The organism is Actinoplanes sp. NPDC051494, assembly GCF_044454705.1.
In the GTDB taxonomy this organism is placed as follows: Bacteria; Actinomycetota; Actinomycetes; order Mycobacteriales; family Micromonosporaceae; genus Actinoplanes.
Window position 1 is genome coordinate 1 of record NZ_JBITDZ010000001.1, and the last position, 26,758, is coordinate 26,758.

Sequence of the window (26,758 nt, forward strand, 5' to 3'; positions counted from 1 at the left end):
TCAACGCCTTCGACCTAGCCTTCGAAGGCCGCCTGTCCGCACGCCGCAACTGACCCCTCGACAAGATCGAGTTACACCGTTTTCTTGACAGTCCCTCGCATCTGTCTCTTCTCGTTTGAGTTGGCGAGGCGGAGGGGGGTTGACCTGCGGTTCGCCAGCTGGGTTCGGTCTGGTCATTGTTCATGGTTCCTCACTTGAAGTGGCGAGTTTCGGGGAAGGGAGTCGGGCTGAAGCCGTTGTGCCGTTCGTAGAACTTGGTGCGGATCTTCTGGTGGGTGTGGCGGAGTTGAGTGATCCACTGTTGGAGAGGGTTGGCTATCCAGTCGTAGCCGCCGCGGCGGCGTAGGCGCATCGAGGGACGGCTGAGCCAGTCGACGAAATCTTGGGGTTGGTTGAGACGTGCGGCGATGCGCCGGTAGAAGTTCGTCATCTCCAGCTCGCGGACCATCGCGACGTGCCGGCGCCATCCGAGGTCGCAGAAGATCTCGGCGAGAGCGATGGCTTCGGGATAGACGAGCAGGTTAGAGGGGTTGAACGGGGTGTGGAGGCCGGTGAGAAGTTTGCCTCTGGCTTGCCAGAGTTCGTGCAGCCGGGGGATCGCGCGATAGCTGCTGCGTGCCCACTCGCTGACGATCCAGCTCGCGCGGTGAAGTTGCTGGTAGGTCCATTGACGGTCGCCGGCGGAGGCAAGTAGACGGCCGTGGCGGCGGTGGGCGGTGATGATTTCCGGGGTGTGCGTGAGGTCCGTCTTGGTGGCGAGCCAGCGGCTGTGTTTGCGGCAGAGCGCGGGGAAATACAAGGTGTAGGTCTTGACCGCTTGCCGGCCCGGGAGCCGGGCGGTGCAGTGATCGCAGTAATCGCGCAGGTTCCACGCCTTGACGACGCGGATGGCCGGGATTTCCTCCGGGAGCGCGTCACCGGGATGGTGCAGCCCGGGAAGCACCGTTCTCAGGTGGCCCTGGGGCGTGCCGGTGAACGTCTCCAGCCGTTGCAGGGCGAGCGAGTTGAGACGGACGTCGTAGTTGTCGATCAGGAACTGGGTCAGGCCCCGAGTGGGCTGGCCGAGAGCGCCGAGCAGGATCGTGGGCCGGGCAAGGTCATTGGCGTCGGCCAGCCGGAAGACGTAGGAGATCGTTGTTTCGCCCTGGATCGGTCTGACTTGGACGGGAAGCTGTTGGGCGGTCTGCTGCCATGTCTTCATCGCTGACCTGGCCGGCGCTGGCGGGGCGGGATGAACTGGGCCTGGGCGGCGATGTCCAGAATGACCGCGTCGAGATGCGACTTGGTGATCTTCTCGGAGCCGTCGTTGATGGCGTCGTTGGCGGCTTCGTGGATGAGCTGGTCGAGGCTGCCGATCATGCCGCCGGTGCGGTCATGCAGATAGCCCTCCAGCTCGACAAGGGTTCCCGGCTGGTGGCGGTGCAGCCGCAGGGCGTGCTCCATTGCCGCAACCAGTTTCGCCCAGTCCTGCTTGTCCTGGGCGGTGCGGTGGGTGAACGGCATGGTGTTGACCGGGATGAACCGGCCAGCGATCTGCCGGCCGCGCATGCCGGAGAACATGCCGTGTTCGTCGAGGTCCAAGCCAGCGTAAACAAACGTGGCGCTGATTGTGTCGAAGAAGTATTTCAACTGGTCAGAGGCGTTCTTGCCCTGCCGAGTGGCCAGATCGATGCGGTGAATCTCGTCGACCAGGACCATGCCGGTGCCGACCCGGCGCATCACCGAGGCGACAGTGTGCGTGACCGACTGGGGGCTGTCGCGGGGGGAGGTCGGCAGGCCGAGGAAGACCGCCATCTCGGTGGCCAGCATCTTCGGGGTGGCGTCGGGCGGGACCACGATATAGACGACCGGGATGCGGTCGCGGACGCCAGGGCTGCGCCGTTCCAGCTCGATCTGGAACTTCTTGCCCAGCTGGGTGATCGAGGTGGACTTGCCCGTGCCACTGGCGCCGGAGACGATCAGGCCGCGGCGGCCGAGCTGCTTGCCGCGGTTGTTGACGATTAGCTTCGTGCCGGTGTGAATGATCCTTTTGATGTCCGGGGTGGCGACCAGCAGCAACGCCGAGTGGTAGTCCTGGCGGGCCTCGTTGTAGAGCTCACGCTCGAACAAAGTGAGCCGCGTCCAGTCCTCCGCAGGCAGCAGCCGGGGCGGTTCCGGGTTGATCTGGGCGACGAACGAGGCCCAGCCCTGTTTGGTGGCCAGCGGGTGCCGGACCTCGGCCGGGAGTTCGCCCATGGCGTCAATCGACATGGTGCTCACCGGCCCGCCTCCAGGTCGTCGGCGAATGGGTCGAACAACGCGAACGGCACGACCTCACCGACCAGAACCTGCGGCTGCTCAACGGGCTCCAGCTCCGGCGCCGGCTCGGCCGCGACCGAAGGTTCAACCGTCTGCGTGGATTCGGGAAGCAGTGGGCCGGCCACTGCTGCGGCGGTCAGCTCCGGTGGCAGGTGGTTGTCCATAGCGTGGGCGGTGCGGGTGCGCGCCAGGGCCCGGCCGCTGCCAGGGCCATCCTCGGCGCGGCGTAGCAGGGCGGCGAGCACGACCGAGACCGCCATCTCGTTGGTGTCGTCCAGACCCCGCTGCGCGGCGACCTTGCGGGAGGCGCGCCAGGTGAAGTCGGCGAAGGGCTGCCCGACCATGCTGTGGTGGGTCCAGGGAACGGTGATCCAGCCGCCGTGGTGGTGGTTGCGGACCCAGACCCGGGAGACGTCGTAGGGGTCGTAGTGGACCTCCCACCGCCCGGCCCGGTTGGCGACGCCGGATTTCTTGCGGGCGTAGGGGCGCAGCTCAGCGCAGTTGTAGGTGCGGTAATCGATCTGAATGCCGCCGTCACCGATGGCCCGCCAGTCCGCTGGCAGCAACTCGATGTAATCCTCGCCGGTCAACGCCACTGGGACGTAGCCGGCCGCGGCGACCAGCGCCGAGTAGGCATCGTTCGGGGAGGCGGCCTGAGCGGGGTTGAACGGATGGCGCAGCCCGTCATGTGGTCTCGACTGCCACCCGGCGATCACCCACTCGTCGAACAGTTCTTGCAAGTCAGGAAGTGTCCAGACGGCTCGTTCGGCGACGTCTCGGCCGCGTCGGGTGACGTCGCGGCCGGTGTAGCCGGCGACGTGCTGACAGAACAGTGTGTTGATCGACTCGAAGGTCCGCTCGACGATCGCCTTGTCCGTCGGTGTCTGCTGGTGCGCCGGCTGGACCGAGATGCCGAGCGTGTCGGCGGCGCGCAGGAACACCTCGGACAGGAACACCTTGCCGTGGTCGATCACGACCGTGTCCGGAGCGATCACCGGCTTGGCTGCGGCCAGGGCGATCCGCGCGTCCAGGGAGACCAGCCGCTGGTGCGGGATCCGTGACGCCGACATCGCCAGCGCGGCGTCCCAGCCCGGCCGCATCGGCTCCGGGACCGTGACCCGGGCCAGCAGCAGTGCCGCGTCGACGGCCTTCGCCCCGACCGGTCGCAGCACCCCGGCGCAGATCGTGCGGGTCGCGATGTCGATTGCCAGCACGAGTTCGGCGCGGCCGAGGATTCCGTCGTCCATCACCGCCATGACATCCAGCGGGGTGCTGTCCAACTGGACCTGCTCACCGGGACGGCTCGCCGTGGTCGCGGCGTAGGCGCCAGCCGGCTTGTTCGCCGTCTGCCGGCGCGTCACGGCGGACCCGAACGAGTGCTTGCCCGCCGACAGCGCCTCCAGCAGCCGATAGCAGGTTGCCTGCGACGGCAGCTCGACCACGCCCTCGCCGTGCTCGTCGTCGAGCAGCTGGCGAATCTGCCGGATCGCCCTCGACTTCGTGCCCGTCGACGTCGCGGTCTGTGCCTCGACCACCGCGGCCGCCGCGGCGACCACCCGCGCGTCGACGTTGCCCGTCGGCTTCGCCGCCCGTGCGTTCCGGGCGTCGACCAGACCCCACAGGCCCTGCTCGCGGTAACGGCGACGCATCCGCTGGACCGTGCGCAAACTCGTCTTCGACCCAGCCGCGGTCAACTCCGCAGCCTTCGCCGCCTCCCGGGCAGCGAGCGGATGCACAGCCGGGTCGTACTCGGGCCGCGCAACCGCGTCCTCGCCCGGAACCAGGCCGGTCTCGACCTCGATGAGGTGCCGTTCCCAGTCCCGCGCGGCTCGCAATGCCTGCGCGGGAAGGGCATCCAGCAGCCCATGCGGATCCACCCGAGACGCCGGCGCGGCGCCGACCAGTTCGAAATCGGCAGCAGCCAGAAGGAACGGCAACGCCACCACGGTCGTCGCCCCGGCCGCCGACAACAACCGGATTGCGTTACCCGAGATTGCCACCACGGTGTGCGTGGCGGCCGCGAAGACCACCCGGTCGTTGACCCGCAACACGCCCGGTCGCTCAGCCATCCCGCTCACCCGCCATCGCCAAGCGGTCGTTCGTGGGCGCGGTCCGCACGACCGTGCGGTGCGACAGCACCAGCGATAGGTCGGCAACCAGCTCCCGCCGCCAAAGGAGGTGGTAGAGCACCGGCAGCGTCCCGAGCGGATCACCTGCGACCTCGGCGCCGTCCATCAACGGACGCGGTTTCTTGAACGCCGCCAGCAGGCGCCCCGCGACCTGCACGTCGAAGCATCGCGGATGCCGGTAGCCGGCCAGCCACCGCTGGTTGGCCACCAGCACCGGCTCCAACCGGTCCCAGACCGCGTAGCGCCAGCCCAGCAGCCCGCAAGCCTGATCCGTGACCGTGAACGCCTGCCGGTCCGCGTCCTCGATCAGTTCCAGCGGCCGAGAGTCCAACACCAACACCCCGCCGTCATCCAGCCGAACGAGGAAGTCCGGTGCGTGCCGCCGGTCTTTGCCTTCATCGGGCCAGAGCAGCCAAAACGGTTGCGACACGACCCCGGTCACTGAAGGGTCGAAGTCCAGCGCCACCAGATGGTCGCGTTCCACCCAAGACTCGAAGCCGACCCGGCGGCCCATCGTCGCCGACCAGTACCAGCCTGGAAAGTTGCGCTGGCCCCGATACGACGGGAAAGACCTCACCGGCCGCGTAAGCTCATCGACGACTTCGGGCAGCCAGCCCCACGGCACGCGCTGCTCGATACCCAGATCGTCCAGGTAGATCGCCTCGAAGTTCTCGTTCAGCCCGGGCAGCCCGATATGCCGTGTTCGATGCACCGGAACATCATTCCTCGCCAGTTCGAATGAGAACTCGCCACCCCTTGACGGCTGTCTCAACACACGGCGACCTGCCCAATGAGCCAACACGCGGCGCGGTAATGTCCCTGCCGTGATCCGTGGAGCGGTGTTCTTCGACATAGACGGAACACTGACGCCGACCAGCAGCGGGCAGCACCTTGCCGGACTCCTCGGCAACGCCAAGGAGATCGAACAGATCCAGGCCGGTTATGGCGCCGGCACCTTGAGTAGCTACGACGCTGCCATGCTCGAAGCTCGCGGCTGGGCAAAAAGGACACCCACGGAAGCGCACGCGTTCCTGGAGTCGTTGCCGCTGGTGGACGGCATAGCCGAGACGGTCCTGTGGTGCCGTACCCACTCGCTCGTGCCCGTACTGGCAACGCTGGCCTGGGATATCGTCGGCACTCACCTGTGCAGCCGCTTCCACTTCGACCGGACATGCGGACCTCGCCTGGAGATAATCGACGGCCGCTATAGCGGAGAGGTCGCCCAGCAGTTTGACGAGCAGGCCAAGCGCGACTTCGCCATCAGCGTGGCCACCGAGCTGGGCGTAGATCTCCGGCAATGCGCGGCCATCGGCGACGGGCGTTCGGACGTGCCACTGTTCGGCACGGTCGGCTGCGCCATCGCATTCAATGCGACTCCGGAAGCTCGTGCCGCCGCCAGCGCAACCGTGAACAGCGCTGATCTTCAATCCGTCCTGCCAATCCTCAGCGCCTGGCTGGACACCATCCCCATGCCTGCGAACTGACCAACGCGCCAAACGCTGAGAGAAGGCCTCTCTCAGAACTCGCGCGTCCTGCCACGTCACAAGGCAAGAGCGCAGCCTTCTCATCGCCCCGAGACTCGCGCGAACGACCGAGATCTTCACCTTCTCGCCCGGGTCGCCAACTCGGATGAGAACTCGCCACACCTTCGCCACGGTCACCGCCGGGCTCGCCAGATCAACTGCGAAGCGACAGCATCTGGTGGCGCAGCTCCCCGCATCTCTTAATTATCGTATTGCTATTACCGACAATCCATTAATTCAAAAACGGACATAACGACGGCTACACCATAATGACTGTTATGCGCGGCCAACGAGGTTGTCAGGCCCTGGCCTGGCCTCCGGTGGGCCCCAGAAACCGGCGCCGTTGGTGACGTAGACGGGTGTCCCGTCGACGTCGCCGGACAGGATCGGTTGCTGGGGCCGGGCGACCGCGGCGAAGGGGTACATCTGGCCGCCGTGGGTGTGCCCGGAGACCCGCAGGCCGACGCCGTACTTCGCTGCTTCGACGGCTTGGAACGGCTGATGTGCCATCAGCACGACCGGTCGGCCGGCGAAGGTTTCGGGAAGTCCGGCCGCATGCCGAGGCTTCGCACCTCGTCGACCCACGACTCGTACCCGGAGTAGTACTCGTGGTTGCCGGTCACGAAGTACGTGCCGGATGCCGCGGAGCGGGGCCGAGTTCCTCGACGATCACCACGAGGTCGGCATCGACACTGTTGATGACGTCGACGATCCGCGGGGAATGCGCTGCCCGGGCGATCGGGCCGAGGTGGATGTCGGAGACCACGGCCAGGCGCACGCCGTCCAGGCTGCGCGACAGCTTCGCGACCGGGATCCGGACCCGGTCGACGCGCGGTGGGGTCACCGCCGTGCGCATCCCGTAGCCGGTGATGCCAGCAGCACCACGATCACGGTGCCGACGACGCGGGCCCGGCGTGACCGGGTGGTGTCCCGGACCAGGCGCTTCCACAGGTAGACGGCGGCCAGGCCGTCGTTTGAGCAGGCGACCCGGCTCAGGCGTCGTGGGCGAGCGCCGAGGACAGCTCCCGGTGCGCGCCGGCCTGATCCAGCAGGATCTTCGCCTTCATCTCCAGAGCACCGACCGCGTCGGCGCCGGCCGCCCACCGCGCCGGCGGCTCGGCCGAACCGGTGAGCTGTACCAGCGCGGCCGCGAGCTTCGCCGGGTCGCCGCCCTGCAAGCCGCTCATGCCACTCCAGGCGGTCACCGTCTGCTGGGTGCGGTGCGCGTAGTCGTCGATGATCGCCTCGGCGTAGCTGGTCGACTCCGGGGTGAGCAGGTCGGTGCGGAAGAATCCGGGCTCCACGATCATTGTCTTGATGCCGTACGGGGCGACCTCCGGCGCCAGGGACTCCATCCAGCCTTCGAGGCCGAACTTCGACGCCGCGTACGCCGAGGTGAACTCCGCGCCGAGGAAACCGGCGACCGAGGAGATCGACACGACCAGCCCCGACCGCTGCGCGCGCATCACCGGCAGCACCGCCCGGGTGACGTTCAGCGGTCCGAACAGGTTCGTCTCGACCTGGGCCCGGAAGTCGTCCGGAGTGATCTCCTCGAAGAACCCGGCGATGAAGTTCCCGGCGTTGTTGACCAGCACGTCGATGCGGCCGAACCGGTCGACGGCGACCTGCACCGCGGCCCGCGCACTGGCGGGATCGGTCACGTCGAGCCGTACGGTCAGCAGGTTCTCGGCGGAGCCGACCGCCTTCTCGACCCGCTCCGGGTCACGGCCGGTCGCGACCACCGCGTACCCGGAGGCCAGGGCCGCCTTCACGATGTCCACACCCATACCCCGGCTCGCACCGGTAACAAGAAGGACCTGCTTCTCCACCATGATGCTCACGTCCTGTCGAAGAGAAACGCCGCGTCAGGTCAGGTCCCACGGTGCCGCAGGACCAGTGAAGCGGTGACGTCATCCAGAGAACCGCCTTTCCCGGGTACGAAGAAGACGCTGCTGGAAGGTGTACTGACAGCACACCACTCGCCCCGGCGAACCGGCCTAACCTGGAAGACGTGGACAACCGTGACGAGGTGAAAGCCTTCCTCAGCTCCCGCCGCGCCAAGATCACCCCCGAGCGGGCCGGACTGACGAGCTACAACCGCAACCGGCGGGTGCCGGGCCTGCGTCGCAGCGAGGTGGCCGACCTGGCCGGCGTCAGCGTCGAGTACTACGCCCAGCTCGAACGGGGCAACCTCGCCGGTGCTTCCGACAGCGTCCTGGACGCTCTCGCCCGGGCCCTGCACCTCGACGAAGCCGAACAACAACACCTGACCGCCCTCGCCCGCGCGGCCGGCCCGGCTTCCCGCGCCCGCCGGAAGCCTTCCGCGCCGCAGGTACGCCCGAGCGTGGCACGCGTTCTCGAGCTGATGACCGACATTCCCGCGTTCGTCAACAACGGCCGCGGCGACGTCATCGCCGCCAACCCGCTGACGCAGGCCCTCTACGCGCCCATGTTCGACGACACCACCCGGCCGCCGAACCACGCCCGTTTCGCGTTTCTCAACCCTCGGGCACGCGACTTCTGGCGCGACTGGGAGCGCATCGCGACCACGACGGTGGCGATGCTGCGGGCCGAGGCCGGCCGCGACCCGTACGACAAGTCCTTGACCGACCTGGTCGGTGAGCTGTGCACTCGCAGCGAGGAGTTCCGGACCCGCTGGGCCGCCCATGATGTGCGCCTGCACAGCACCGGCGTCAAACAGTTCCGTCACCCGGCCGTCGGCGACATCGACCTGAACTTCGAGACCATGCAGCTGACCGCCGACCCCGGCCTGTACATGACCTTGCTCAGCGCCCCGGTCGGCTCCACCGCCGACGACGCCCTGCGTCTGCTGGCCAGCTGGGCCGCCACCCGCCACACCAACGCCCTGCCCACACACCCGCGACCCTGACCGCTCAGGTCGAGAATCTCAGCCGCCGATGCCTGGAAGGTCAAGCGCCTGCGCAGAAACACCATCACCTGGAGGAGTTCGTGTCCGCGGACGTGCTCCGAGACGATGGAGAGGTTCTGGCCGGGGCGTCATTGCACCGGCATGGCAACACGCGGGTCTTCCGCGCCGTCACGCCGTGCGGAACGGTACGGGTATGAACAACGATCTTGCTGCGGTGCCCTGGCCGCTGCGCACCGATCGGCTGACGTTGCGGCCGGCAGCTGCGGGCGATGCCGTCGCCACCTGGCAGTTCCGCCGGCGCGAGGAGGTCAGCCGCTGGCTCACCCGGGCCTCTGCCACCCTGGACGAGCACCGGACCTGGTTCGAGGCCCCGGACAGTCTTGCCAGGACCCTGGTGATCGAGCGCAATGGTGCGGTCATCGGCGACCTCATGGTCAAGAACGAGGACGCCTGGGCGCAGGCGGAGATCGCCGAACGCGCCCGCAGCGTGCAAGCCGAACTGGGATGGGTGCTGCACCCTGGGCACGCCGGCCATGGTTTCGCCACCGAGGCCATCCGTGAACTGCTCCGGCTCTGTTTCGAGGATCTCGGGCTGCGCCGGGTGACGGCCACGTGCTTCGCTGCCAACGTTGCATCATGGCGTCTCATGGAACGCGTCGGGATGCGCCGTGAGTCCTCCACCGTCCGGGACTCCCTGCACCGGGACGGCGAGTGGCTCGACTGCCTCGGCTATGGCCTGCTCGCCGACGAGTGGCGGGTCCGGCACAGCCGGCGGCGCTGATGGTTCCGGTGGACGTGAAGCGGCTCTGATTCGAGGTCAGGCCGCTGTTGTCGGTCAGGACGCCGTCGAGTGAGGGTGGAGTCGGTCTGCTGGACCATAGCGAGCATCGCGACCACCGCGGCGGTGACGAAGCCGAGGTCGGCCGAGCGGGTGCGGAACCAGCGGACGGTCAGGCGGTTCCCGGCCAGTGTCGCGCCCATCCGGGCGGTGGACATCAGGGTCCAGGCCCCGATGACGACGGTGGCCACGGCGAGGATCGCGGGGACCGCGATGAGCAGGATCCGGGTACCGGTGCTGCCGGTCCCGGTCAGCCGGGCGGTCAGTGCGCCGGTGGCACCGCCGAGGCAGCCGAACGCCGGTACCGCCGGCGCCACCAGTGCGGCCGTCCTGGTGAGGCGGCTGGTGCGGGTGTGCTGGAAGCCGTGGTGGAGCTCGTGGCGGGTGGCAGGCCGCATCGGCCCATGATGCCAGCTTGATCAACATGGGCTGGGGGCACGCCCGTGTGGGTATGGACGACAATGAGGGGCACCGTACCGCTGGTTGACTTTGAGAGGACTTTTCCTTGAGCGCAGGACTCGCAGCACTGCTGGACGATGTGGCCGTCCTGGCCCGCGCCGCAGCCGCGTCTGTCGATGACATCGGGATGGCCGCCGCGAAGGCGGGGGCGAAGGCGGCCGGCGTGGTGATCGACGACGCCGCGGTCACCCCGCAGTACGTGCGGGGCCTGGCGGCCAAGCGTGAGCTGCCGATCGTGAAGCGCATCGCGGTGGGGTCGCTGCGCAACAAGTTCCTGATCATCCTGCCGGTGATCCTGCTGCTCAGCCAGTTCGTGCCGTGGCTGCTGACGCCGCTGCTCATGATCGGTGGCTGTTACCTGGCGTACGAGGGTGCCGAGAAGGTGTGGGCGAAGATCGCCCACCATGAGGTGCACGGTGCGGGTGACGAGCAGGCGCCGGATGAGAAGACGCTGGTGTCCGGCGCGATCCGGACCGACCTGATCCTGTCCGGCGAGATCATGGTCATCTCGCTGAACGAGGTGGCCGACGAGTCGTTCGTGTCGCGGCTGGTGATCCTGGCGGTCGTCGCGGTGGCCATGACGGTGCTGGTGTACGGGGCGGTCGCCCTGATCGTGAAGATGGACGACGTCGGTCTGCGCCTGGCCGAGCAGTCCAGCGCCGGGGTCGTACGGTTCGGGCGCGGCCTGGTCAAGGCGATGCCGAGGGTCCTGACGGCGCTGACCGTGATCGGGACCGCGGCGATGTTGTGGGTCGGCGGGCACATCCTGCTGGTCGGGGCGGACGAGCTCGGCCTGCACGTGCTGTACGAGTTCGTGCACCACATGGAGGAGGCGGCTCACGACGCCACCGGTGCGCTGGGTGGCCTGGTCGGCTGGCTGGTCAACACGGTGGCCAGCGCGATCGTCGGCCTGGTCGTCGGCGCGCTGATCGTGGTCGTCATGACGTTGACGGTGCACCGCCGCAAGTCCCACGACGCCCACGACGCCGTCGCACCCGAGCAGAACTCGGCTGACGGGGCCGGCACCCAGAAGTAGGCTGCCACGCGTGACTGACGCGTACGCGGAGCTGCTCGCCCGCGCCGAGGCGGATCCGGAGGTCGTGGGGCTGATCCTGTCCGGGTCGAAGGCGCGCGGTCAGGACACCGAGCATTCCGACCATGACGTGTACGTGGTGGTCCGTGAGTACGGCGGACAGTGGACGGACACGACGAGGACACCGGGGCTGGACACGGCCCCGGTGTCGCTCGCCGATCTGGCCGACGTGTCCGACCGGTGGCAGCGGTACGCGTTCCGGGGTGCGGTGGTGGTGCTGGACCGCCTCGACGGGCAGGTCGCCGCGCTGGTACGCGCGCAGGCGACGCTGAGCCCGGACGAGGCCCGGGCGATGGTCCGCGAGCAGCTCGACGGCTACATCAACTTCGTGTACCGGGCGGCGAAGAACCGGCGGGCCGGGCTCGAGGACCTGGCACGGCTGGAGGAGATCGAGGCCGCACCGTGGTTGCTGTGGACGTTGTTCGCGTTGTACGGGCGCGTCCGTCCGTACAACAAATATCTTCGCTGGGAGCTGGACACTTTTCCGCTGCCCGCACCGTGGACGGCTGATCATCTGATCACGTCCTTGTCGGACCGGCCGTCGCAGCTGTTCCCCGCGCTGGAGTATGTGGCCCGGCTGCACGGTTTCGGTGACGTGATCGACGGCTGGGACGACCTGGCTCTGCTGCCCGGGCGCCGGGAGCTGATCGCGGCCGCGGACGCGCTGACCGGCCGGCGGATCACCCGGGTGACATATGCCGGCCTCGGGGAGCAGGACAGCCCGTTGATGGGCGTCGAACTGGTTCTCGACGACGGCCTGGCGTACTCGCTGGAGTGGCGCAGCGGTCAGTTCGGCAATTTCAGCCTGCATCTCGAGGCCGCGCCGATGCGGATCTGCGACGACTACCGGGTGTGGGCGGTGCAGGACGAGCCGCGGTGGGCAGCGCTGCGGTCCGGTCCGGTGACCGCCAGCCGGCTGATCTGGCACCCGGACCTGACCGATCTCGGGGTGCGGGCCCCGGCGGCGCTGCACCTGAGCTTCGCGGCCGGCGAGGTGTGGGTGGTCGCCGCGCAGCAGCAGGGCGACGGCACGTGGTGGCTCGGTGCCGACGACGTCGTGGTGACGTTCAGCCGCGACGACGTTGTCCGGATGGGCGTGGATCCGGGCTGAACCGGTAGGCGATGCCGCGCGGGTCGGGGACCTCGCGCAGACCGCTCACGTCGGTGAACGCGGCCAGGCGGGCCAGGGCGCCGGCACCGCTCACGGTGTCGCTGAGCTGCACGGTGATGCCGGTGAACGCCAGCCGGCCGGTCACGGTGATCTCGTCGCGGCCGAGGCCGTCGATGTCACCGCTGACGGTGGCGGTCACCGTGATCAGGTCGTGGTCCTGGCCGGTGATCAGCAACCGGATGCGGTCGAAGCGGTGGTTGCGATAACCGGCCTCGCCGGGTTCGGCGTACGACGTGCTGACGACCTCCCGGCCGGCCATCGCGTGCCGGCCGGGGCCGTCGACCGGGAGCCAGTCGAGTTCCAGGTCACCGTCCCCGGCCGGGATGCGGAAGGACCAGGTCAACGCCGGCGCGAGGCGTACGGCCGGGTTGTCGAAGAGCAGTCCGTGCCAGGCGCCGTCCACGCCCCGCAGTGTAGTGCGCTCGTCAGCGTCGCCCCGGTTTCGCCGGCCACCAGTTGGCCCGGCCGAGCAGGACCATGAGTGCGGGCAGGATCAGGATCCGGATGACGACCGCGTCCAGCAGCACGGCGACCGCCAGGGTCAGGCCGAGCTGTTTGAGTTCGACCATGGCGGTGAACACGAACGTGAGGAACACCGACATCATGACGACCGCGGCGACGGTCAGCACGCCGGCGGAGCTGATGATGCCGCCCGCCACCGCGTCGCGGGTGGAGGTGCCCGGCTGTCCGGCGGCCTCGCGGATGCGGCTGATCAGGAACACGTGGTAGTCCATGGACAGGCCGAACAGGACGACGAACAGGAACAGCGGTACCCAGGAGATGACCGCGCCGGTGCTGCGGAAGTCGAGCAGGTCCTCGGCCCACTCGTTCTGGAACACCGCGACCAGGACCCCGAGTGCGGCGGCCGCGGACAGGATGTTCAGCCCGACCGCGGTGATCGCGACCAGGACGGACCGGAACGCCCCGAACATGATCAGCAGTGTCAGGAGCAGGACGAATCCCACCACCCACGGCATCTTCGCGGCCTGGACGGCGATCTCGTCGTGGTGCTTGGCGACGTCGCCGCCGACCGCGTAGGTCACGCCGGGGATCGGGTGCAGCCGGTGGGCGGCGATCTCGGTCAGCCGGTTCAGGGAGTCCCCGGCGCGCTCGGAGTCCGCGGTGTGCGGTGTGCCGAGGCTGATCGTGTGCACCCGGTGGTCGGCCGAGGCCCGCGTGGTGGTGCCGGTGGGGACCACGAACAGGGGGTTGTCCCGTACGTCGGTGACGATGGCGGCGAGGGCGGCGGTCACCCGGGCCGCGGTGCCGGCGTCGGCACGCACGGAGACGAGGTGGGCGGCGCCCTCGGACGGGAACGCGGTGGTGAGCCGGTCGTAGGTCTGCATCGCACCGATGGCGCGGGGCATCGTGTCGAGCCCGGCCGCGGTCAGCCGCAGGTTCAGCGCGGGCAGGGCGAGCAGTACCAGCGCGAGGGTGGCGCCGGTGAAGGTCAGCCACGGGTGCCGCAGTGCGGGCCGCAGCAGTGCGCGCCACACCCTGGGGTTGTCGTTCGGGCGCGTGAAGCGGCCGAGCAGCGGCACCCGGGGGCTGTCCATGCGCCGGCCCAGTGTGACGATCAGGGCGGGCAGGACGGTCAGGGAGCCGATCATCGCCACCGCCACCACGATGACCGAGCCCGTGGCGAGGGAGGAGAAAACCGCGATGTCACCGAGGTACAGGCTCGCCATCGACACGATCACCGCGAGGCCGGAGACGAGGACGGCGTGCCCGGAGGTCGCCGCCGCGAGTTCGACCGACGTGACGCGGTCGAGGGTGCCGCCGGTCCTCGCCCGTTCCTCGCGTTCGCGGGTGACGTAGAACAGGGAGTAGTCGACGCCGACCGCCATGCCCATGAGCAGCACGATGTTGGTGGTCATACCGACGTCCGGGAACACCTGTGACGCCACGGCGGCGAGACCGATCGCGGCGAGCACCGAGGAGGTCGCGAGCACGAGCGACACGCCCGCGGCGATGACGACGCCGAACGCGATCAGCAGGATCAGCAGGGTGACCGGCACGGTCAGCGCCTCGGCCAGGAGCAGGTCGTCACGTACCTGCACCGCGATGGCGTTGTCGATGGTGGCGCCGCCGGTCTGCTCGACCAGCAGTGTGGGGTGTTCGTCCTGGGTGGCGGCGGTGGCGGCGAGCAGCGCGTCGATGTGAGCGGTGTCATCGAGCATGGTCACCACCACCAGCACGGCCGAGCCGTCGGGTGCGCGGACCGGGGGAGCCACCGCGCCGACCGCGGTCAGGGCTCGCATCCGGGTGGTCACGGACCGGGCGGCCGCGTCGGCCGCGGCCGGGTCGAGAGGCCCGTTGCGGGCGGTGATCAGCACGTTCTCGGTCAGGGGATCGGTGAGGTCGCCCTGCGCCGCGATCTGCTGTGCGCGGCCCGACCCGCCGGTCCAGAAGTCGGCGTCGACCGTGCTCCGGGGGCCGATGAGCAGTCCGGTGGTCAGGCAGACGGCGACGAGCACGAACCACGTGGCGATCGCCTTCCACGGGTTCGTCGCGCTCCATCGGGCCATCCGCATGGCGTATCGGGTCACGCGTCCCTCTTCCTGGCGTATGCCGTTCACCTAAGTGGTGAACGTACTTCGCCACTATAGGATTGCCGGTGCACGCACGACAACAGGGGGACGGCCGAGATGGGCGAACAACACCGGGCACCCACGCCGACAGGCGTCGAACTGGCCTGGCGCGATGCCGGCGACCCGGCCTCCGCGGACGAGCCCGGCACCGGGACACGACGCGGCCTCACCCTGGCCCGGATCGTGGCCGCCGCCGTCGACGTCGCCGACCGCGAAGGCCTCGCCGCCGTGTCACTGGCCCGGGTCGCCGCCGCCCTCGGCACCGTCACCACGTCGCTGTACCGCCACGTGCGTTCCAAGAACGACCTCGTCGTGGTGATGAGCGACGCCGCCGCCGCACCACCGGCCACCATGGCGCCACCCGACCCCGGACACTGGCGGGAGTCGCTGGCCACGATCGCCTGGCAGATCTACGACCTGTACCGGCGCCATCCCTGGGTCCTGCAGGTGCCCACCGCCGGACCACCGAGCATGCCGAACGAACTGCTGTGGGGCGAGCACATGCTCCGGGCCCTGTCACAGACCACCCTCGGCGCCCACGACCAGCTCCGCGCCGTGACCCTGATCTCCGGCTACGTCCGCGAACAGGCCCGCCTGACCCTGGACCCGGCCATCGCCGACGGCGGCGCCACGGTGAGCGGCGACTACTTCGCGTTCCTCGGCACGGTCCTGACCCCGAACCGGTACCCCATGTTCTGCCGCCTGTTCGCCGACCGGGACAACACCGCCACCATCGGCCACACCGACGAGGACTTCCGCTTCGGCCTGGACCGCATCCTGGCCGGCCTCGCCGAGCTCGACACCTGAACCGGATTCGCCTACCGGGCGTGTGCAGGGGAGTATGGCCTCACCTGCACACTTCGAAGGATCACCAGTTGTCTCGCACGCGCCGTGTCACCGGCGGGGCCCTGACCGGGCTCGCCGGTCTGTTCGTCCTGCTCTGCCTGATCGTCCCCGAACGGATCGCCCGGCTCCCCGAGGGCACCTCCGCCTGGGTGACGCTGATCCGGGTGCCGATCGAGGGCTTCGCCACCGCCGCGGTGCTGCTCGTGCTGCCCCGCCGGGCCCGGACGGTGACCGCGACGGTGCTGGGCGTGATCCTCGGGGTGCTCACCGTCCTCAAACTGATCGACATCGGGTTCCGGGGTGTGCTCGTGCGCCCGTTCGACCCGGTGCTGGACTGGTCGCTGTTCGCCGACGGCTACCGGTTCGTCCGGGACTCGTTCGGGCTCACCGGGGCGATCCTCACCGTGGCCGGGATCGTCGTACTGACGGCCGGCATCCCGGTGGGCACGGTCCTGGCCCTGCGCCGGCTGGCCGCGACCGCCGCCCGGCATCAGACGGCCTCCCGGCGTACGGTGCTGGCCGCGGTCGTGGCCTGGGTGACGCTCGCGGCGTCCGGAGTGGCGTTCGTGCCGGGCATCCCGGTCGCCTCCGACAGCGTGGTCACCCTCGCCCGCGACAAGATCGGTACCATCCCCGCCGCGGTGCGCGACGAGCGCGCGTTCACCGCCGCGGCCGCCGTCGACGCGTTCCGCGACACCGCACCGGACCAGCTGCTCACCGGCCTGCGCGGCAAGGACGTCGTGTTCACGTTCGTCGAGAGCTACGGCCGGTCCGCACTCGAGGACCCCGGACTCGCCGCCGTCACCGGACCGGCCCTGGCCCAGGGCACCAAGGACCTGACCGCCGCCGGGTACGCGTCCAGGAGCGGATTCCTGACCTCACCGACCGCCGGCGGGGGCAGCTGGCTGGCCCATTCCACGTTCCAGTCCGGAGTGTGGATCGACAACCAGCAGCGCTACCGCAGCCTCGTCGCCGGCGACCGGCTCACCCTCACCAGCGCGTTCCGCAAAGCCGGCGCCTGGCGCACGGTCGGGGTCGAACCCGGCGTCACCTACGCCTGGCCCGAGGGCGCCTTCTACGGCTACGACCACATCTACGACTCCCACACCCTGGGCTACCAGGGGCCCGCGTTCGGCTGGTCACCGGTCCCGGACCAGTTCACCCTGAAATCGTTCACCGACAACGAGTACCACCGGCCCGGCCGCGGACCGCTGCTGGCCGAGATCACCCTCGTGTCGAGCCACACCCCGTGGGCGCCCCTGCCCTCGACAGCCGCCTGGGACCAGCTCGGCGACGGCTCCCTCTACTCCGCGCAGCACGAGCAGGCCACCTCCACCGCCGAGGTGTGGAAGGACACCGACCGGATCCGCACCGCGTACGCCACCTCGATCGCCTACTCGGTCGGCAACCTGATCTCGTGGGTCCGCGAGTACGGCGACGACAACCTGGTCCTGGTGTTCCTCGGCGACCACCAGCCCGCCCCCGTCGTGGTCGGCGACACCGCGAGCCACGACGTGCCGGTCACCATCGTGGCCCACGACCAGCACGTCCTGGACCAGATCGCCGGCTGGGGCTGGACCGACGGCCTGCGCCCCGGACCGGACGCCCCGGTCTGGCCGATGGACGAGTTCCGCGACCGGTTCCTCACCGCGTTCGGCCCGGCGGCACCGGGAAAATAGCTTTACCCGGCGGTTAGGGTCACCAGCATGAGCTCACGCACGATCCGGGTGACCGTCCGCGGCGCGTTCGACGTCCTGACCGCCGACCAGCGCGCCACCCTGCTCGCCGACGCCGCCGGCCACGACGTCGCCTACGCCGCGTTCAGTCCGGCCGGGTCGATCACGTACGACATCGCGACCCGGCCGTTCTTCACGTTCCGCTACGAGGGCACCGCCGCCGAGGACAAGGACATCCCGGTCGTCACCGCCGAGGCCGAGGCCGCCGCCGAGCAGTGGCTGACCTCCCGCGGGTACGCGTTCAAGAACCTCACCTCGCAGACCGTGGACATGTCGCAGACCCCGCTGGGCAGCCGCGGCCGCCGCCGCGAACGCGCCTAACCGTTCACCGCGTCCCGCCAGGCCACCCATCTCCTCAGGTCGGTGAGGTTGAAGTCCGGGCCTTTCGTCACGAGCACGAACAAGGTGACACCCCGCTCGAGCAGATCCGGGCCGAGCTCCGCGGGGTCACCACCGGTGACGAACACCGACCGTTCGATCTCACCGGGATCACGGCCCAGCTCCCGGCAGTGCGCGTCCAGCACCGCCGCCTTGGCCGTGAACTCCGGTCCGTCCGCGAACGTGTGCCAGATATCGGCATACCGTGCGACATGCCCCAGCATCCGCGCCCCGCCACCGGCCATCATGATCGGGATGTCCCGGGTCGGCGGCGGGTCCAGCAGCGCGAACCGCGCCCGGATCCGCTCCAGGGCGTCCGCGGTCTCCCGCACCCGCTGCCCCGGCGACCCGAACGGGTACCCGTACTGCTCGTACTCCCACTCCCGGAACCCGGCCCCGATCCCGAGCACGAGCCGGCCCCCGCTGATGTGATCCACCGTGCGGGCCATGTCGGCGAGCAGGTCCGGATTACGGTACGAGACCGCGCTGACCAGACAACCGATCTCGGCCCGCGACGTCGACTCGGCCCACGCCCCGAGCATCGTCCACGCCTCGAAGTGCCGGCCCTGCCGGGTCTTGTCCAACGGGTAGAAATGGTCCCAGTTCACCACCATGTCCGCGCCCAGGTCCTCGGCGTCGGTGGCGGCCCGCCGGATGGCCGCATAGTCGGCGTTCTGCTGCGCGATCTGCGCCGCGACCCGCACCCGCTTCATGACGGTCTCGCGCGACGTGAGCCCGCCCGACGGCTCAGGAAGAATCACGACAGGTAGGTCTCGATCGCCTCCACCACCAGCGCGTGGTCCTCGGCCTGCGGCAACCCCGAAACCGTCACCACACCGACCACACCGGCACCCGACACCCGTACCGGAAAAGCACCACCGTGCGTCGCGTAATCGGCCGGATCCACCCCGAACTTCGCGTCCAGGACCTCACCCTTGGCCGCCAGCCGCCGCCCCACCAGGTACGACGACGCCGCGAACCGCTCCACCACCCGCACCTTGCGCACGATCCAGTGGTCGTTGTCGGCCGCACTGCCCGGCAACGCCGCGTGGAACAACTGCTGCGTGCCCCGCCGGATGTCGATCGCGATCGGCAGGTCCCGGGCCGTACCCAGATCCACCAGCAGACTGCCCAGCTGCCACGCGTCCGCGTGCTCGAACCGGGCGAAGACCAGCTGCCGCTCCTGCTCCTCGAGCCGGGCGATCACTTTCTCGTCGTCACTCATCCGATCATTCTCGTCCACGCTCACAGCCCCCGGCCACGGCGCAGCCAGATTCCCGCCATCCCCACGAACGCCAGCACCACCAGCAAGCAGCACGCCGCCTTGAACACAGCACCACCCTCCCGACCCACAGCCGCTAATGTCATGTCCCGTGCGCCTGGCCACCTTCAACCTGCTGCACGGCAGGTCCCTGTCCGACGGAAACGTACACGCCGACCGGGTCGCCGCCGCCGTGGCCGACCTCGACGCCGACGTACTCGGCCTGCAGGAGGTCGACCGCGCCCAGCCGCGCAGCGGCCACCTCGACCTGACCGCCATCGCCGCCGAGGCCATGGGCGCCCCCGCCCACCGCTTCGCCGCCGCGGTCGCCGGGACACCGGGGGAGAACTGGCACCCCTGGAAATCCGAGGCCGACAACGCCCACCCGCTGTACGGCATCGCCCTGATCAGCCGCTGGCCGGTGCTGCGCTGGCAGATCACCGAACTGCCCGCCGCCCCGATCCGCTCCCCGGTCTGGGTCCCCGAGGGCAAGGTCCTGCTGCTCAAGGACGAACCCCGGATCCTGATCGCCGCCGTCATCGACGCCCCCACCGGCCCGATGACGGTCGCGAACACCCACCTGTCGTTCGTCCCCGGCTGGAACCTGCGCCAACTGCGCGCCGCCGTCCGGGCCCTGCGCGCCCTGCCCGCCCCGAGGATCCTGCTCGGCGACCTCAACATGCCCACCGGACCCGTCCGCGCGTTCACCGGCTGGCGCAGCCTCGCGCGCCGGCCCACGTACCCGTCACCGGCCCCGCACGCCCAGCTCGACCACATCCTGGCCGACCCGCGCGGCGCCGCACCGCTGGGCCGGGTCGTGCAGATCCGCACCCCGGCCGTCGGCGTCTCCGATCACCGCCCGCTGGTCGTCACCCTCTCGTAGAGCAGCTCCAGGCCGTCCTGCTCGTCCCACTGCTCACCGACCTGCTCGAACCCGAACCCGGCGATCGTGGCCAGCGACGCCACGTTCTCCGGACCGATGCTCGCCCGCAGGATCGCCACCCGCGGGTCGGCCTCGCACCGCCGGATCAGCTCCGCGAGCATCGCCCGGGCGAAACCCCGGCGACGGTACGCGGGATCGACGGTGTAACCGACCTCGACGCGCCCCTGCTCGTCGGGTGCGCCGTGGAACCCGGCATGCCCGACCAGCACCCCGTCGGCGAACGCGGCCCGGGCCACCCACTCCGCGTCGGCGGGCTCACTCCCCAGCTGCTCGGCGCGGATCTCCCACAGCCACTTCTCGCTCATCAGCCACGGGGACAGCTCGTGTCCCGCGGCCGCGCTCGCCGTGGGCAGGTCACCGTCGATCAGGGCACGCATCGCCGACAGCGGCAACGCCACGAAAGTAATCACCGTCGCATCGTAGAGCCCACCAATTCGGTTGCGCACAACTTAATTGCGGGCTACCGTTCTGGTCATGGACGAGGACACGCGCACCGGACTCGAAGCGATGCTCTGCTTCGAGCTCTACGCCGCCTCCCGCGCCATGACCGGCCTCTACCGGCCCGCACTCGACGCGGAAGGCATCACCTACCCGCAATACATCGCCCTACGCGTCATCTGGACCCGCGACCGGATCACCGTCCGCGACCTCGGCGCCATCCTGCACCTCGACAGCGGCACCCTCTCGCCCCTGCTCAAACGCCTCGAAACCCAGGGCCTCATCCACCGCACCCGCGGCACCGACGACGAACGCGTCGTCTGGATCAGCCCCACCGAGCAGGGTTCCGCCCTCGAACAACGGGTAGCCGACATCCCGCAACGCCTCTCCTGCGCCCTCGACCTCACCGTCGAGGAATTCACCACCCTGTACCACCTGCTCGGCCGTGTCCGCGGCTCAGCAACAGCCGCCACCCTCTAGAAGGAGCCCCACCATGACCGCTGTCTACACCGCATCCGCCACCGCCACCGGCGACGGCCGGGGCGGACACACCCGCAGCAGCGACGGTGTCCTCGACCTCGACCTCGCCGTCCCCAAGGAGATGGGCGGCCCCGGCGGCGCCCTCACCAACCCCGAACAGCTCTTCGCCGCCGGCTACGCCGCCTGCTTCCACAGCGCCCTCAAGATCGTCGCCAGTAAGCAGAACATCCAGCTCACCGACACCGCCATCACCGTCGACGTCGGCATCGGCCCCAACGGCAACGGCAGTTTCGGCCTCACCATCACCATCGAAGCCGAACTCCCCAGCGTCGACGAAGCCACCGGCAACGCCCTTCTCGAGGCAGCTCACCAGGTTTGCCCCTACAGCAACGCCACCCGTGGCAACGTCGACGTGAAGCTCGCCCTCGCCTGAAAGGTCACCCCATGCCCCACCTGAGCGTCAACAACGACGTCGAGCTCTACTACGAGGACTTCGGCACCGGCGCACCCGTCGTGCTCATCCACGGCTGGCCCCTGTCCGGCCGCAGCTGGGAAGCCCAGATCCCGGCACTGATCGCCGACGGCAAACGCGTCATCACGTACGACCGCCGCGGCTTCGGCAAGAGCAGCCAGCCCTGGGACGGCTACGACTACGACACCTTCGCCGCCGACCTCGACGCCCTGCTCAAACACCTCGACCTCACCGGCGTCACCCTCGTCGGCTTCTCCATGGGCGGGGGAGAGGTAGCCCGCTACCTCGGCACCTACGGCAGCGACCGGATCGCCAAAGCCGTCTTCGCCGGAGCCGTCCCGCCCTACCTGCACAAGGGCGACGACAACCCCGACGGCGCCCTCGACGACGACACCATCAAGGCGTTCCAGGACGGCATCACCACCGACCGCATCGCCTTCGTCGACGGCTTCGCCACCAACTTCTTCACCGCCGGCAAGACCCTCAAGGTCAGCGACGCCCAGGTCCGGTACGCCCAGGAACTCGCTCACGTCGCCTCCGCCAAGGGCACCCTCGACTGCGTCGCCGCGTTCGGCCGCACCGATTTCCGCGGCGACCTCGCTAAGATCAGCATCCCGACGCTGGTCATCCACGGCGACAGCGACGCGATCGTCCCGCTCGAGAACAGCGGCAAGCTCACCGCCGCGGCCATCCCCGGCGCCAAGCTCGTCGTCATCAAGGACGGCCCGCACGGCATCAACGCCAGCCACCCCGTCGAGTTCAACGAAGCGCTCCTGGCCTTCCTGAACAGCTAAAGACTGCCCAGCGCGCGGTTCGTCCGGTTCGCCCGGACGGCCGCGCGTTGCTGTGCCGCCGTCACCTCGATATAACCCTGCGACGTCGTCAACGTCGCATGCCCCAGCAACCGCATGATCTCCGACGCATTCGCCCCGTCCTCCGCCAACCGGGTAGCGAACGTATGCCGCAACGCATGCAACTGCGCCCCCCGCGGCACCCGGTCCGACACCCCGGCCCGGCGATAACACGACTGCACCAGATACTGCAGACCACCGCGCCGCAACGGCAACCCGTGCCGGTCCACGAACAGCAGATCATCCGGCCGCACCCGCCCGAACCGCACCCGCCGGCTGTCCACATACCGCTCCACCACGGCATCCAGCTCCGGCTCGATCGGCACCGACCGCGGCCGCCCACCCTTGCCGGCCACCTCCACCCGCCGCTCACCCGGACGCCCCAGCACCGACCCGGTCCGCAACGACAACATCTCCGACAACCGCAACCCGGCACACAACGCCAGCGCGAGCACGGCCACATCCCGCTCCGGCCACGGATCCCGCTGCCGCTCGTCGACCTGGTTGACCGCCGCCAGCAGCAGCTCAGGAGTGTCCTCACCACGCAGCGGCTTGGGGGAGGGGGTCCTGAACCGCGGTTTGCCGATCGCTGACATCGGATTGCCCGGCACGATTCCCTCGACCACCAGGAACCCGAAGAACGAATTCCAGGTCGACCACGCCCGGTAGACGGAGGAGGGGGCCCGCCCGCCGGCGAAGATCGCAAAAGCCGCCCGCAGCGTACGGGGGGAGAGGTCACCCAGAGTGACATCCTCACCGACGACGGCGAGCACGGCGGTGAGGTCGCGCCGGTAGGCGAGCAGGGTGTGCTCGGACGGCTTCCGAACAGCCCGGGCGGCCAGAAACTCCGCAACGAGCGTCTCGGCCGAAATGTTGCCAGTATCATGCATAAGGTATATTATGCAGCATTTGTCCGGCTATGGCGAGCCCTGCAGTGGGGCAGAACGAACGTTCTTTCTTGGCGACGATGGAACCGCCGGGCGAGCCGAGGGAGGAGAACCCGGCCGTCGGCATGATCGGATCCAGCCGGCCGGAGATGCGCGAGCAGGTAGCGGTCGGCCGGGTCCAGGTCAAACGGAACGTCGCGGTCGGTGAGGATCGACAGCCGGACCAGCACAAAACGCCGGTTTCGCCAAAGCCGATCGCTGTCATGTCGCCGGCCATGATCCGGCCGCGTGCGCACGGCAGCCGCGTCCGGGCCGGAACGGTCGCTGTCATGTCGCCGGCCACCGTCCGGCTGCCGTGCACACGCGGCCGGGTCCAGGTCGGAACGATCGCCGGTTTCGCCGAGGCCGGCGCCGCTGATGAGCCAGCCGACTCGCGACGGCGGAGCCGATGAGGCCGAGCCGCGCCCATGCCGGCGACCCTGGACTTCAGCGACGGGCCGCGTGCCGCCGTTCCTGCGCGGCTCGGTTCGGGCGGCGGCGTGCTGGTGTCAGAGTGATTCTCCGGGGATTCAGGGGCGTCGATCCAGCGGCTTCCGGAGCCCCTTTCGCGCTCAGGTTGACATAACGTCAATTATCGACCAACCGGATGGTGTTGTCGCGCGGCACCGTTCGCGGCGGTTTTGATGAGGTCGGCTACGCGTAGCAGTCCCCTGGCGCGGACATAGGCCGCGGCGTCCTCGTCGTAGAGGCCGGCGGTGAGTCGATCCCGCACCTGGGTGGCCGCGGTGTCGAGGTGGGCGTGGTGATCGGGTGACAGTTGTCCCCCGGTGGCGAGGCAGGCGGCGGTGATCGTGGTGATGTGATGGGCGCCCGGGTCGTTCCAGCCGGTGATGGCGGGGAGCCGGTGCCGGGTCCAGAAGGTCAGGGCGTGCAGGGCCGCGGGGCGCGGTGCTCCGTACCAGATGGTTGGGCCCTGGTTGGGGTTGGTCTCCCCCGGGTGTGGGCGGCGGTGGCCGTGTTGTTTCGCGGTGCGGCGGTCGGTGGCGTATGCGCGCAGGTGGTTGTGCCAGAGGTGGCGGCTGGTGGTGAGGTGGTCGAGGGCGTTCAGGAGTGCTTGTTCGTCGTGCTGGTACGGCCCGGCGAGTTCTTCGAGGTAGCTGATGGTCGCTGCGAAGCCGAGGGGGTGGTAGTGCTGGACGCAGGAGCGTAGTGCGGAGGCTCGGTGGCGGTGGGGCAGGTCGGGGTTGCGGACGTTGGTGGCGTACCCGCTGAAGCTCACCCGGTCGAGGGTAGGGCTTCTCCCCCGTTGTTTTGTGCAACCAAAGGTTGCTAGTCTCATGCGCAACCAAACGTTGCGCGAGAGGGTGGCTGTCATGGAGTACGGGTCGATCGAGCGGGAGTTGTTCGTCGAGGCGGCACCGGAGACGGTGTTCGGGGTGGTCAGCAGTCCGGAGCATCTGCGGCGGTGGTGGCCGGACGAGGCGGAGTTCCCCGTCGTGGCCGGTGGTGCGGGGCGGATCGGGTTCGGGGACATGACGCGGGACGGTAAGTGGGTGCAGTTCACGGTGGTGGACGCGGTGCCGTCGCGGCTGTTCTCGTTCCGGTGGGCGTATACCGAGGGTGAGACCGCCGCCGCGGACAACTCGTTCCTGGTGGTGTTCGAGATGGAGCCGTCCGCGGGTGGCACGGTGCTGCGGATGACCGAGACCGGGTTCCGGGAGCGGGGCTGGGACCAGGCGCGGGTCGCGGCGGAGCATGCCGACCACGTGAACGGCTGGGATCATTTTCTGCCGCGGTTGCCGGTGTACGCGGTGTCGGTGGGTTCACCGGCGTGAGTGTGGCGGTGGACGACGCGTTGTGGTCGGCGGTCGGTGATCCGATCCGGCGGCGGATGCTGGATCTGCTGCTCGGTGACGGTGGTGGGACGGCTACCGGGTTGAGTGAGCGGTTGCCGGTGACGCGGCAGGCGGTGGCGAAGCATCTGGTGGTGCTGGAGCGGGTGGGGCTGGTGCACGCGGTGGCGGCCGGGCGGGAGCGGCGGTTCCGGGTGGACGAGGCTCAGCTGGCGCGGGCGGTGGCGCAGTTGGCCGGGGTCGGTGCGGCGTGGGATGCGCGGTTGCGGCGGATCAGGGACATCGCCGAGGCGATCGAGCGGGCGTGACGCCGGTCAGGTCCAGGGTGGGCCATCGGCCGGTGGCCCACCCGGCCCAGGTCGTACTGCCCGGTGGTGGGCCGGGGATCGGGGTGTTCTCGTCGAGTTCGGTGGTGTCGGGTTCCTGGAACTGTTGTCGCCAGGCGTCCAGGTCGGTGGTGGTCATCGGGAACGTGGCGTGTGGTGCGGTGGCTTGCCGGTGGGCGATCCGGGCGTGCTGGGTGTCCCGGTCGACGGGCAGGTAGATCGGGTGGCAGGTGGCCCCGGTCGTGGCGGCGAGCCAGCGCAGGGCCCAGCGTTCGTCGCGGCTCCAGAGGCCGAAGTCGAGGACGACGCTGGTGCCCAGGCGCAGGGTGTGCAGGGCGACGGTGAGGAGCCGGCCTTCGACGAGGTCGCGTTTGCCGTCGGGTTGGACCCCGTCGTACAGGGCGATCATCCATTCGTCGGGGGTGAGGCGCAGTGCCCGGTGGGTGGTGGCGAGGTGGATGGCCTCGGTGGTTTTCCCGGCGCCGGGGAGGCCGACCATGAGGTAGAGGTGCGACACAGCTCGTCACCGTACGGAATGATCTGCGGTCATGACGAGCGCCGTGCGGTGGACCACCGGGTTTCTCGATTCGCCCTCGCGGGGCGCGGAGTCGTTCTGGCAGTTCGTGACGCGGTCGGGGTTGTCGCCGCGGCGGGGGCCGGGTGGTGAGGTCGCGACGTTGCTGCCGGTGGACGGGGATGCGTATCTGAGGGTGCAGGTGGTGGGTGACGGCCCGGCGCGGGCGCATCTGGATCTGCATGTGGAGGATGTGGCGGCGCAGGCGCGGCGGGTGGTGGGCCTGGGTGCGGTGGTGGTGCGGGACGAGGGTGGGTCGGTGGTGCTGCGCTCCCCCGCGGGTCTGGTGTTCTGTCTGGTGGGTGGGGCCGGTGGGCCGGTGGTGCCGGCGGCGGGTCCGGCGGTGGTGGATCAGATGTGTCTGGACATCCCGGTGGCGGGTTTCGACGCGGAGGCGGATTTCTGGGCCGCGGTGACCGGGTGGGAGCGGCGGTCGTTCGCGGGCTCGGAGTTCGATTATCTGGTGCGTCCGGCGGGGATGCCGTTGCGGTTGTTGTTGCAGCGGGTGGGTGGCCCGGCCGGGATGCATGTGGATCTGGCGGCGGTGGACCGGGTGGCCGAGGTGGAGCGTCATGTGGCGCTGGGTGCGTCGGTGGTGCGGGTGACGCCGGAGTGGACGACGTTGCGGGATCCGGTGGGCCGGGAGTACTGCGTGACGGACCGGGTCGCGTTTGCGTGATCATGGACCGGTCGGCGGTGGTGTTGTCGGTGCCGCCTGGTA

The 26,758-nt window shown here is 69.3% G+C and carries 30 protein-coding genes and 1 pseudogene; 16 read left to right on the forward strand and 15 right to left on the reverse strand.

Translation table 11 applies throughout. The features are described 5' to 3' along the window. Nucleotides 1–190: 190 nt before the first annotated feature. The 4 genes from ACIA6A_RS00005 to ACIA6A_RS00020 are packed head-to-tail and all read right to left on the reverse strand — an operon-like array spanning nucleotide 191 to nucleotide 5,139. Nucleotides 191–1,201 (reverse strand): hypothetical protein, encoded by a 1,011-nt coding sequence (locus tag ACIA6A_RS00005; protein ID WP_396095092.1) that lies wholly within the window; start codon nucleotides 1,199–1,201, stop codon nucleotides 191–193. Then, a complete protein-coding gene (locus ACIA6A_RS00010) occupies nucleotides 1,198–2,250 on the reverse strand; it encodes a TniB family NTP-binding protein (RefSeq protein WP_396095093.1) in 1,053 nt (350 codons plus the stop codon). The genes ACIA6A_RS00005 and ACIA6A_RS00010 overlap by 4 nt, the downstream gene beginning before the upstream one ends. 5 nt (nucleotides 2,251–2,255) lie before the next feature. Further along, entirely contained in the window at nucleotides 2,256–4,367 is a 2,112-nt protein-coding gene (locus tag ACIA6A_RS00015; protein WP_396096415.1) for a Mu transposase C-terminal domain-containing protein, read from the reverse strand. Then, entirely contained in the window at nucleotides 4,360–5,139 is a 780-nt protein-coding gene (locus ACIA6A_RS00020) for a TnsA-like heteromeric transposase endonuclease subunit (protein ID WP_396095094.1), read from the reverse strand. The genes ACIA6A_RS00015 and ACIA6A_RS00020 overlap by 8 nt, the downstream gene beginning before the upstream one ends. 112 nt (nucleotides 5,140–5,251) lie before the next feature. On the opposite strand from ACIA6A_RS00020, the gene ACIA6A_RS00025 reads away from it, so the two are divergent. After that, nucleotides 5,252–5,911, forward strand: a complete 660-nt coding sequence (locus tag ACIA6A_RS00025; RefSeq protein WP_396095095.1) for an HAD family hydrolase — start codon at nucleotides 5,252–5,254, stop codon at nucleotides 5,909–5,911. 315 nt (nucleotides 5,912–6,226) lie between these two features. On the opposite strand, the pseudogene ACIA6A_RS00030 reads toward ACIA6A_RS00025, so the two are convergent. Beyond that, nucleotides 6,227–6,830, reverse strand: a pseudogene (locus ACIA6A_RS00030) (metallophosphoesterase); the annotation flags it as partial. 112 nt (nucleotides 6,831–6,942) lie between these two features. Then, nucleotides 6,943–7,782 (reverse strand): SDR family oxidoreductase, encoded by an 840-nt coding sequence (locus ACIA6A_RS00035; RefSeq protein ID WP_396095096.1) that lies wholly within the window; start codon nucleotides 7,780–7,782, stop codon nucleotides 6,943–6,945. Nucleotides 7,783–7,961: 179 nt separating this feature from the next. Between ACIA6A_RS00035 and ACIA6A_RS00040 the strand changes: the two genes are divergently transcribed. Continuing rightward, entirely contained in the window at nucleotides 7,962–8,840 is an 879-nt protein-coding gene (locus ACIA6A_RS00040; protein ID WP_396095097.1) for a helix-turn-helix domain-containing protein, read from the forward strand. A gap of 193 nt (nucleotides 8,841–9,033) precedes the next feature. Continuing rightward, entirely contained in the window at nucleotides 9,034–9,621 is a 588-nt protein-coding gene (locus ACIA6A_RS00045; protein WP_396095098.1) for a GNAT family N-acetyltransferase, read from the forward strand. On the opposite strand, the gene ACIA6A_RS00050 is transcribed toward ACIA6A_RS00045, so the two are convergent. Continuing rightward, entirely contained in the window at nucleotides 9,570–10,076 is a 507-nt protein-coding gene (locus ACIA6A_RS00050) for a hypothetical protein (protein ID WP_396095099.1), read from the reverse strand. The two genes, ACIA6A_RS00045 and ACIA6A_RS00050, sit on opposite strands and share 52 nt — an antisense overlap. A 107-nt stretch (nucleotides 10,077–10,183) precedes the next feature. Between ACIA6A_RS00050 and ACIA6A_RS00055 the strand changes: the two genes are divergently transcribed. Both ACIA6A_RS00055 and ACIA6A_RS00060 read left to right on the forward strand, forming a co-directional pair. After that, entirely contained in the window at nucleotides 10,184–11,173 is a 990-nt protein-coding gene (locus ACIA6A_RS00055; RefSeq protein WP_396095100.1) for a DUF808 domain-containing protein, read from the forward strand. A gap of 10 nt (nucleotides 11,174–11,183) precedes the next feature. Then, complete coding sequence (locus tag ACIA6A_RS00060) at nucleotides 11,184–12,341, forward strand: hypothetical protein (RefSeq protein ID WP_396095101.1); 1,158 nt, start codon at nucleotides 11,184–11,186, stop codon at nucleotides 12,339–12,341. Here the strand turns inward: ACIA6A_RS00060 and ACIA6A_RS00065 are convergent. Further along, complete coding sequence (locus tag ACIA6A_RS00065; RefSeq protein WP_396095102.1) at nucleotides 12,298–12,804, reverse strand: hypothetical protein; 507 nt, start codon at nucleotides 12,802–12,804, stop codon at nucleotides 12,298–12,300. The genes ACIA6A_RS00060 and ACIA6A_RS00065 overlap by 44 nt on opposite strands. A 22-nt stretch (nucleotides 12,805–12,826) precedes the next feature. Beyond that, entirely contained in the window at nucleotides 12,827–14,950 is a 2,124-nt protein-coding gene (locus ACIA6A_RS00070; RefSeq protein ID WP_396095103.1) for an MMPL family transporter, read from the reverse strand. Between the two features lie 99 nt (nucleotides 14,951–15,049). On the opposite strand from ACIA6A_RS00070, the gene ACIA6A_RS00075 reads away from it, so the two are divergent. From ACIA6A_RS00075 to ACIA6A_RS00085, 3 genes are all read left to right on the forward strand, one after another. Continuing rightward, nucleotides 15,050–15,799: a TetR/AcrR family transcriptional regulator gene (locus tag ACIA6A_RS00075; RefSeq protein ID WP_396095104.1), complete on the forward strand. Its 750-nt coding sequence runs from the start codon at nucleotides 15,050–15,052 to the stop codon at nucleotides 15,797–15,799. Nucleotides 15,800–15,867: 68 nt separating this feature from the next. Beyond that, nucleotides 15,868–17,517: a sulfatase gene (locus ACIA6A_RS00080; protein ID WP_396095105.1), complete on the forward strand. Its 1,650-nt coding sequence runs from the start codon at nucleotides 15,868–15,870 to the stop codon at nucleotides 17,515–17,517. A gap of 27 nt (nucleotides 17,518–17,544) precedes the next feature. Beyond that, on the forward strand, nucleotides 17,545–17,895 hold the full coding sequence (locus ACIA6A_RS00085) for a DUF6204 family protein (protein WP_396095106.1): 351 nt from the start codon (nucleotides 17,545–17,547) through the stop codon (nucleotides 17,893–17,895). Here ACIA6A_RS00085 and ACIA6A_RS00090 read toward each other — a convergent pair. Together ACIA6A_RS00090 and ACIA6A_RS00095 are read right to left on the reverse strand one after the other, a co-directional pair. Then, nucleotides 17,892–18,713, reverse strand: a complete 822-nt coding sequence (locus tag ACIA6A_RS00090; RefSeq protein ID WP_396095108.1) for an LLM class F420-dependent oxidoreductase — start codon at nucleotides 18,711–18,713, stop codon at nucleotides 17,892–17,894. The genes ACIA6A_RS00085 and ACIA6A_RS00090 overlap by 4 nt on opposite strands. Continuing rightward, entirely contained in the window at nucleotides 18,710–19,177 is a 468-nt protein-coding gene (locus ACIA6A_RS00095) for a heme-degrading domain-containing protein (protein ID WP_396095109.1), read from the reverse strand. Before ACIA6A_RS00095 ends, ACIA6A_RS00090 begins: the two co-directional genes overlap by 4 nt. 148 nt (nucleotides 19,178–19,325) lie before the next feature. On the opposite strand from ACIA6A_RS00095, the gene ACIA6A_RS00100 reads away from it, so the two are divergent. Next, a complete protein-coding gene (locus ACIA6A_RS00100; protein WP_396095110.1) occupies nucleotides 19,326–20,096 on the forward strand; it encodes an endonuclease/exonuclease/phosphatase family protein in 771 nt (256 codons plus the stop codon). Here ACIA6A_RS00100 and ACIA6A_RS00105 read toward each other — a convergent pair. Then, nucleotides 20,066–20,566, reverse strand: coding sequence for a GNAT family N-acetyltransferase (locus tag ACIA6A_RS00105; RefSeq protein ID WP_396095111.1), 501 nt, complete (start codon nucleotides 20,564–20,566; stop codon nucleotides 20,066–20,068). The two genes, ACIA6A_RS00100 and ACIA6A_RS00105, sit on opposite strands and share 31 nt — an antisense overlap. A gap of 64 nt (nucleotides 20,567–20,630) precedes the next feature. On the opposite strand from ACIA6A_RS00105, the gene ACIA6A_RS00110 reads away from it, so the two are divergent. The 3 genes from ACIA6A_RS00110 to ACIA6A_RS00120 are packed head-to-tail and all read left to right on the forward strand — an operon-like array spanning nucleotide 20,631 to nucleotide 22,340. Beyond that, on the forward strand, nucleotides 20,631–21,074 hold the full coding sequence (locus tag ACIA6A_RS00110) for a MarR family winged helix-turn-helix transcriptional regulator (RefSeq protein ID WP_396095112.1): 444 nt from the start codon (nucleotides 20,631–20,633) through the stop codon (nucleotides 21,072–21,074). Between the two features lie 13 nt (nucleotides 21,075–21,087). Then, entirely contained in the window at nucleotides 21,088–21,507 is a 420-nt protein-coding gene (locus ACIA6A_RS00115; protein ID WP_396095113.1) for an organic hydroperoxide resistance protein, read from the forward strand. A gap of 11 nt (nucleotides 21,508–21,518) precedes the next feature. Further along, nucleotides 21,519–22,340: an alpha/beta fold hydrolase gene (locus tag ACIA6A_RS00120; protein WP_396095114.1), complete on the forward strand. Its 822-nt coding sequence runs from the start codon at nucleotides 21,519–21,521 to the stop codon at nucleotides 22,338–22,340. Here the strand turns inward: ACIA6A_RS00120 and ACIA6A_RS00125 are convergent. Further along, entirely contained in the window at nucleotides 22,337–23,287 is a 951-nt protein-coding gene (locus ACIA6A_RS00125) for a tyrosine-type recombinase/integrase (RefSeq protein ID WP_396095115.1), read from the reverse strand. The two genes, ACIA6A_RS00120 and ACIA6A_RS00125, sit on opposite strands and share 4 nt — an antisense overlap. 68 nt (nucleotides 23,288–23,355) lie before the next feature. On the opposite strand from ACIA6A_RS00125, the gene ACIA6A_RS00130 reads away from it, so the two are divergent. Further along, nucleotides 23,356–23,736, forward strand: coding sequence for a hypothetical protein (locus ACIA6A_RS00130; protein ID WP_396095116.1), 381 nt, complete (start codon nucleotides 23,356–23,358; stop codon nucleotides 23,734–23,736). Nucleotides 23,737–23,915: 179 nt separating this feature from the next. On the opposite strand, the gene ACIA6A_RS00135 is transcribed toward ACIA6A_RS00130, so the two are convergent. Next, nucleotides 23,916–24,563, reverse strand: a complete 648-nt coding sequence (locus ACIA6A_RS00135) for a hypothetical protein (protein ID WP_396095117.1) — start codon at nucleotides 24,561–24,563, stop codon at nucleotides 23,916–23,918. A gap of 94 nt (nucleotides 24,564–24,657) precedes the next feature. Here ACIA6A_RS00135 and ACIA6A_RS00140 point away from each other — a divergent pair, with 94 nt between their 5' ends. After that, nucleotides 24,658–25,119 carry an SRPBCC domain-containing protein gene (locus ACIA6A_RS00140; RefSeq protein ID WP_396095118.1) on the forward strand — a complete coding sequence of 154 codons (462 nt, stop codon included), beginning with the start codon at nucleotides 24,658–24,660 and terminating at the stop codon, nucleotides 25,117–25,119. Then, nucleotides 25,116–25,445 carry an ArsR/SmtB family transcription factor gene (locus ACIA6A_RS00145; RefSeq protein ID WP_396095119.1) on the forward strand — a complete coding sequence of 110 codons (330 nt, stop codon included), beginning with the start codon at nucleotides 25,116–25,118 and terminating at the stop codon, nucleotides 25,443–25,445. Before ACIA6A_RS00140 ends, ACIA6A_RS00145 begins: the two co-directional genes overlap by 4 nt. Here ACIA6A_RS00145 and ACIA6A_RS00150 read toward each other — a convergent pair. Continuing rightward, nucleotides 25,411–25,980: an AAA family ATPase gene (locus ACIA6A_RS00150; protein WP_396095120.1), complete on the reverse strand. Its 570-nt coding sequence runs from the start codon at nucleotides 25,978–25,980 to the stop codon at nucleotides 25,411–25,413. The genes ACIA6A_RS00145 and ACIA6A_RS00150 overlap by 35 nt on opposite strands. A 31-nt stretch (nucleotides 25,981–26,011) precedes the next feature. Between ACIA6A_RS00150 and ACIA6A_RS00155 the strand changes: the two genes are divergently transcribed. Further along, nucleotides 26,012–26,716: a VOC family protein gene (locus tag ACIA6A_RS00155; protein ID WP_396095121.1), complete on the forward strand. Its 705-nt coding sequence runs from the start codon at nucleotides 26,012–26,014 to the stop codon at nucleotides 26,714–26,716. The last annotated feature ends 42 nt before the right edge of the window (nucleotides 26,717–26,758 follow it).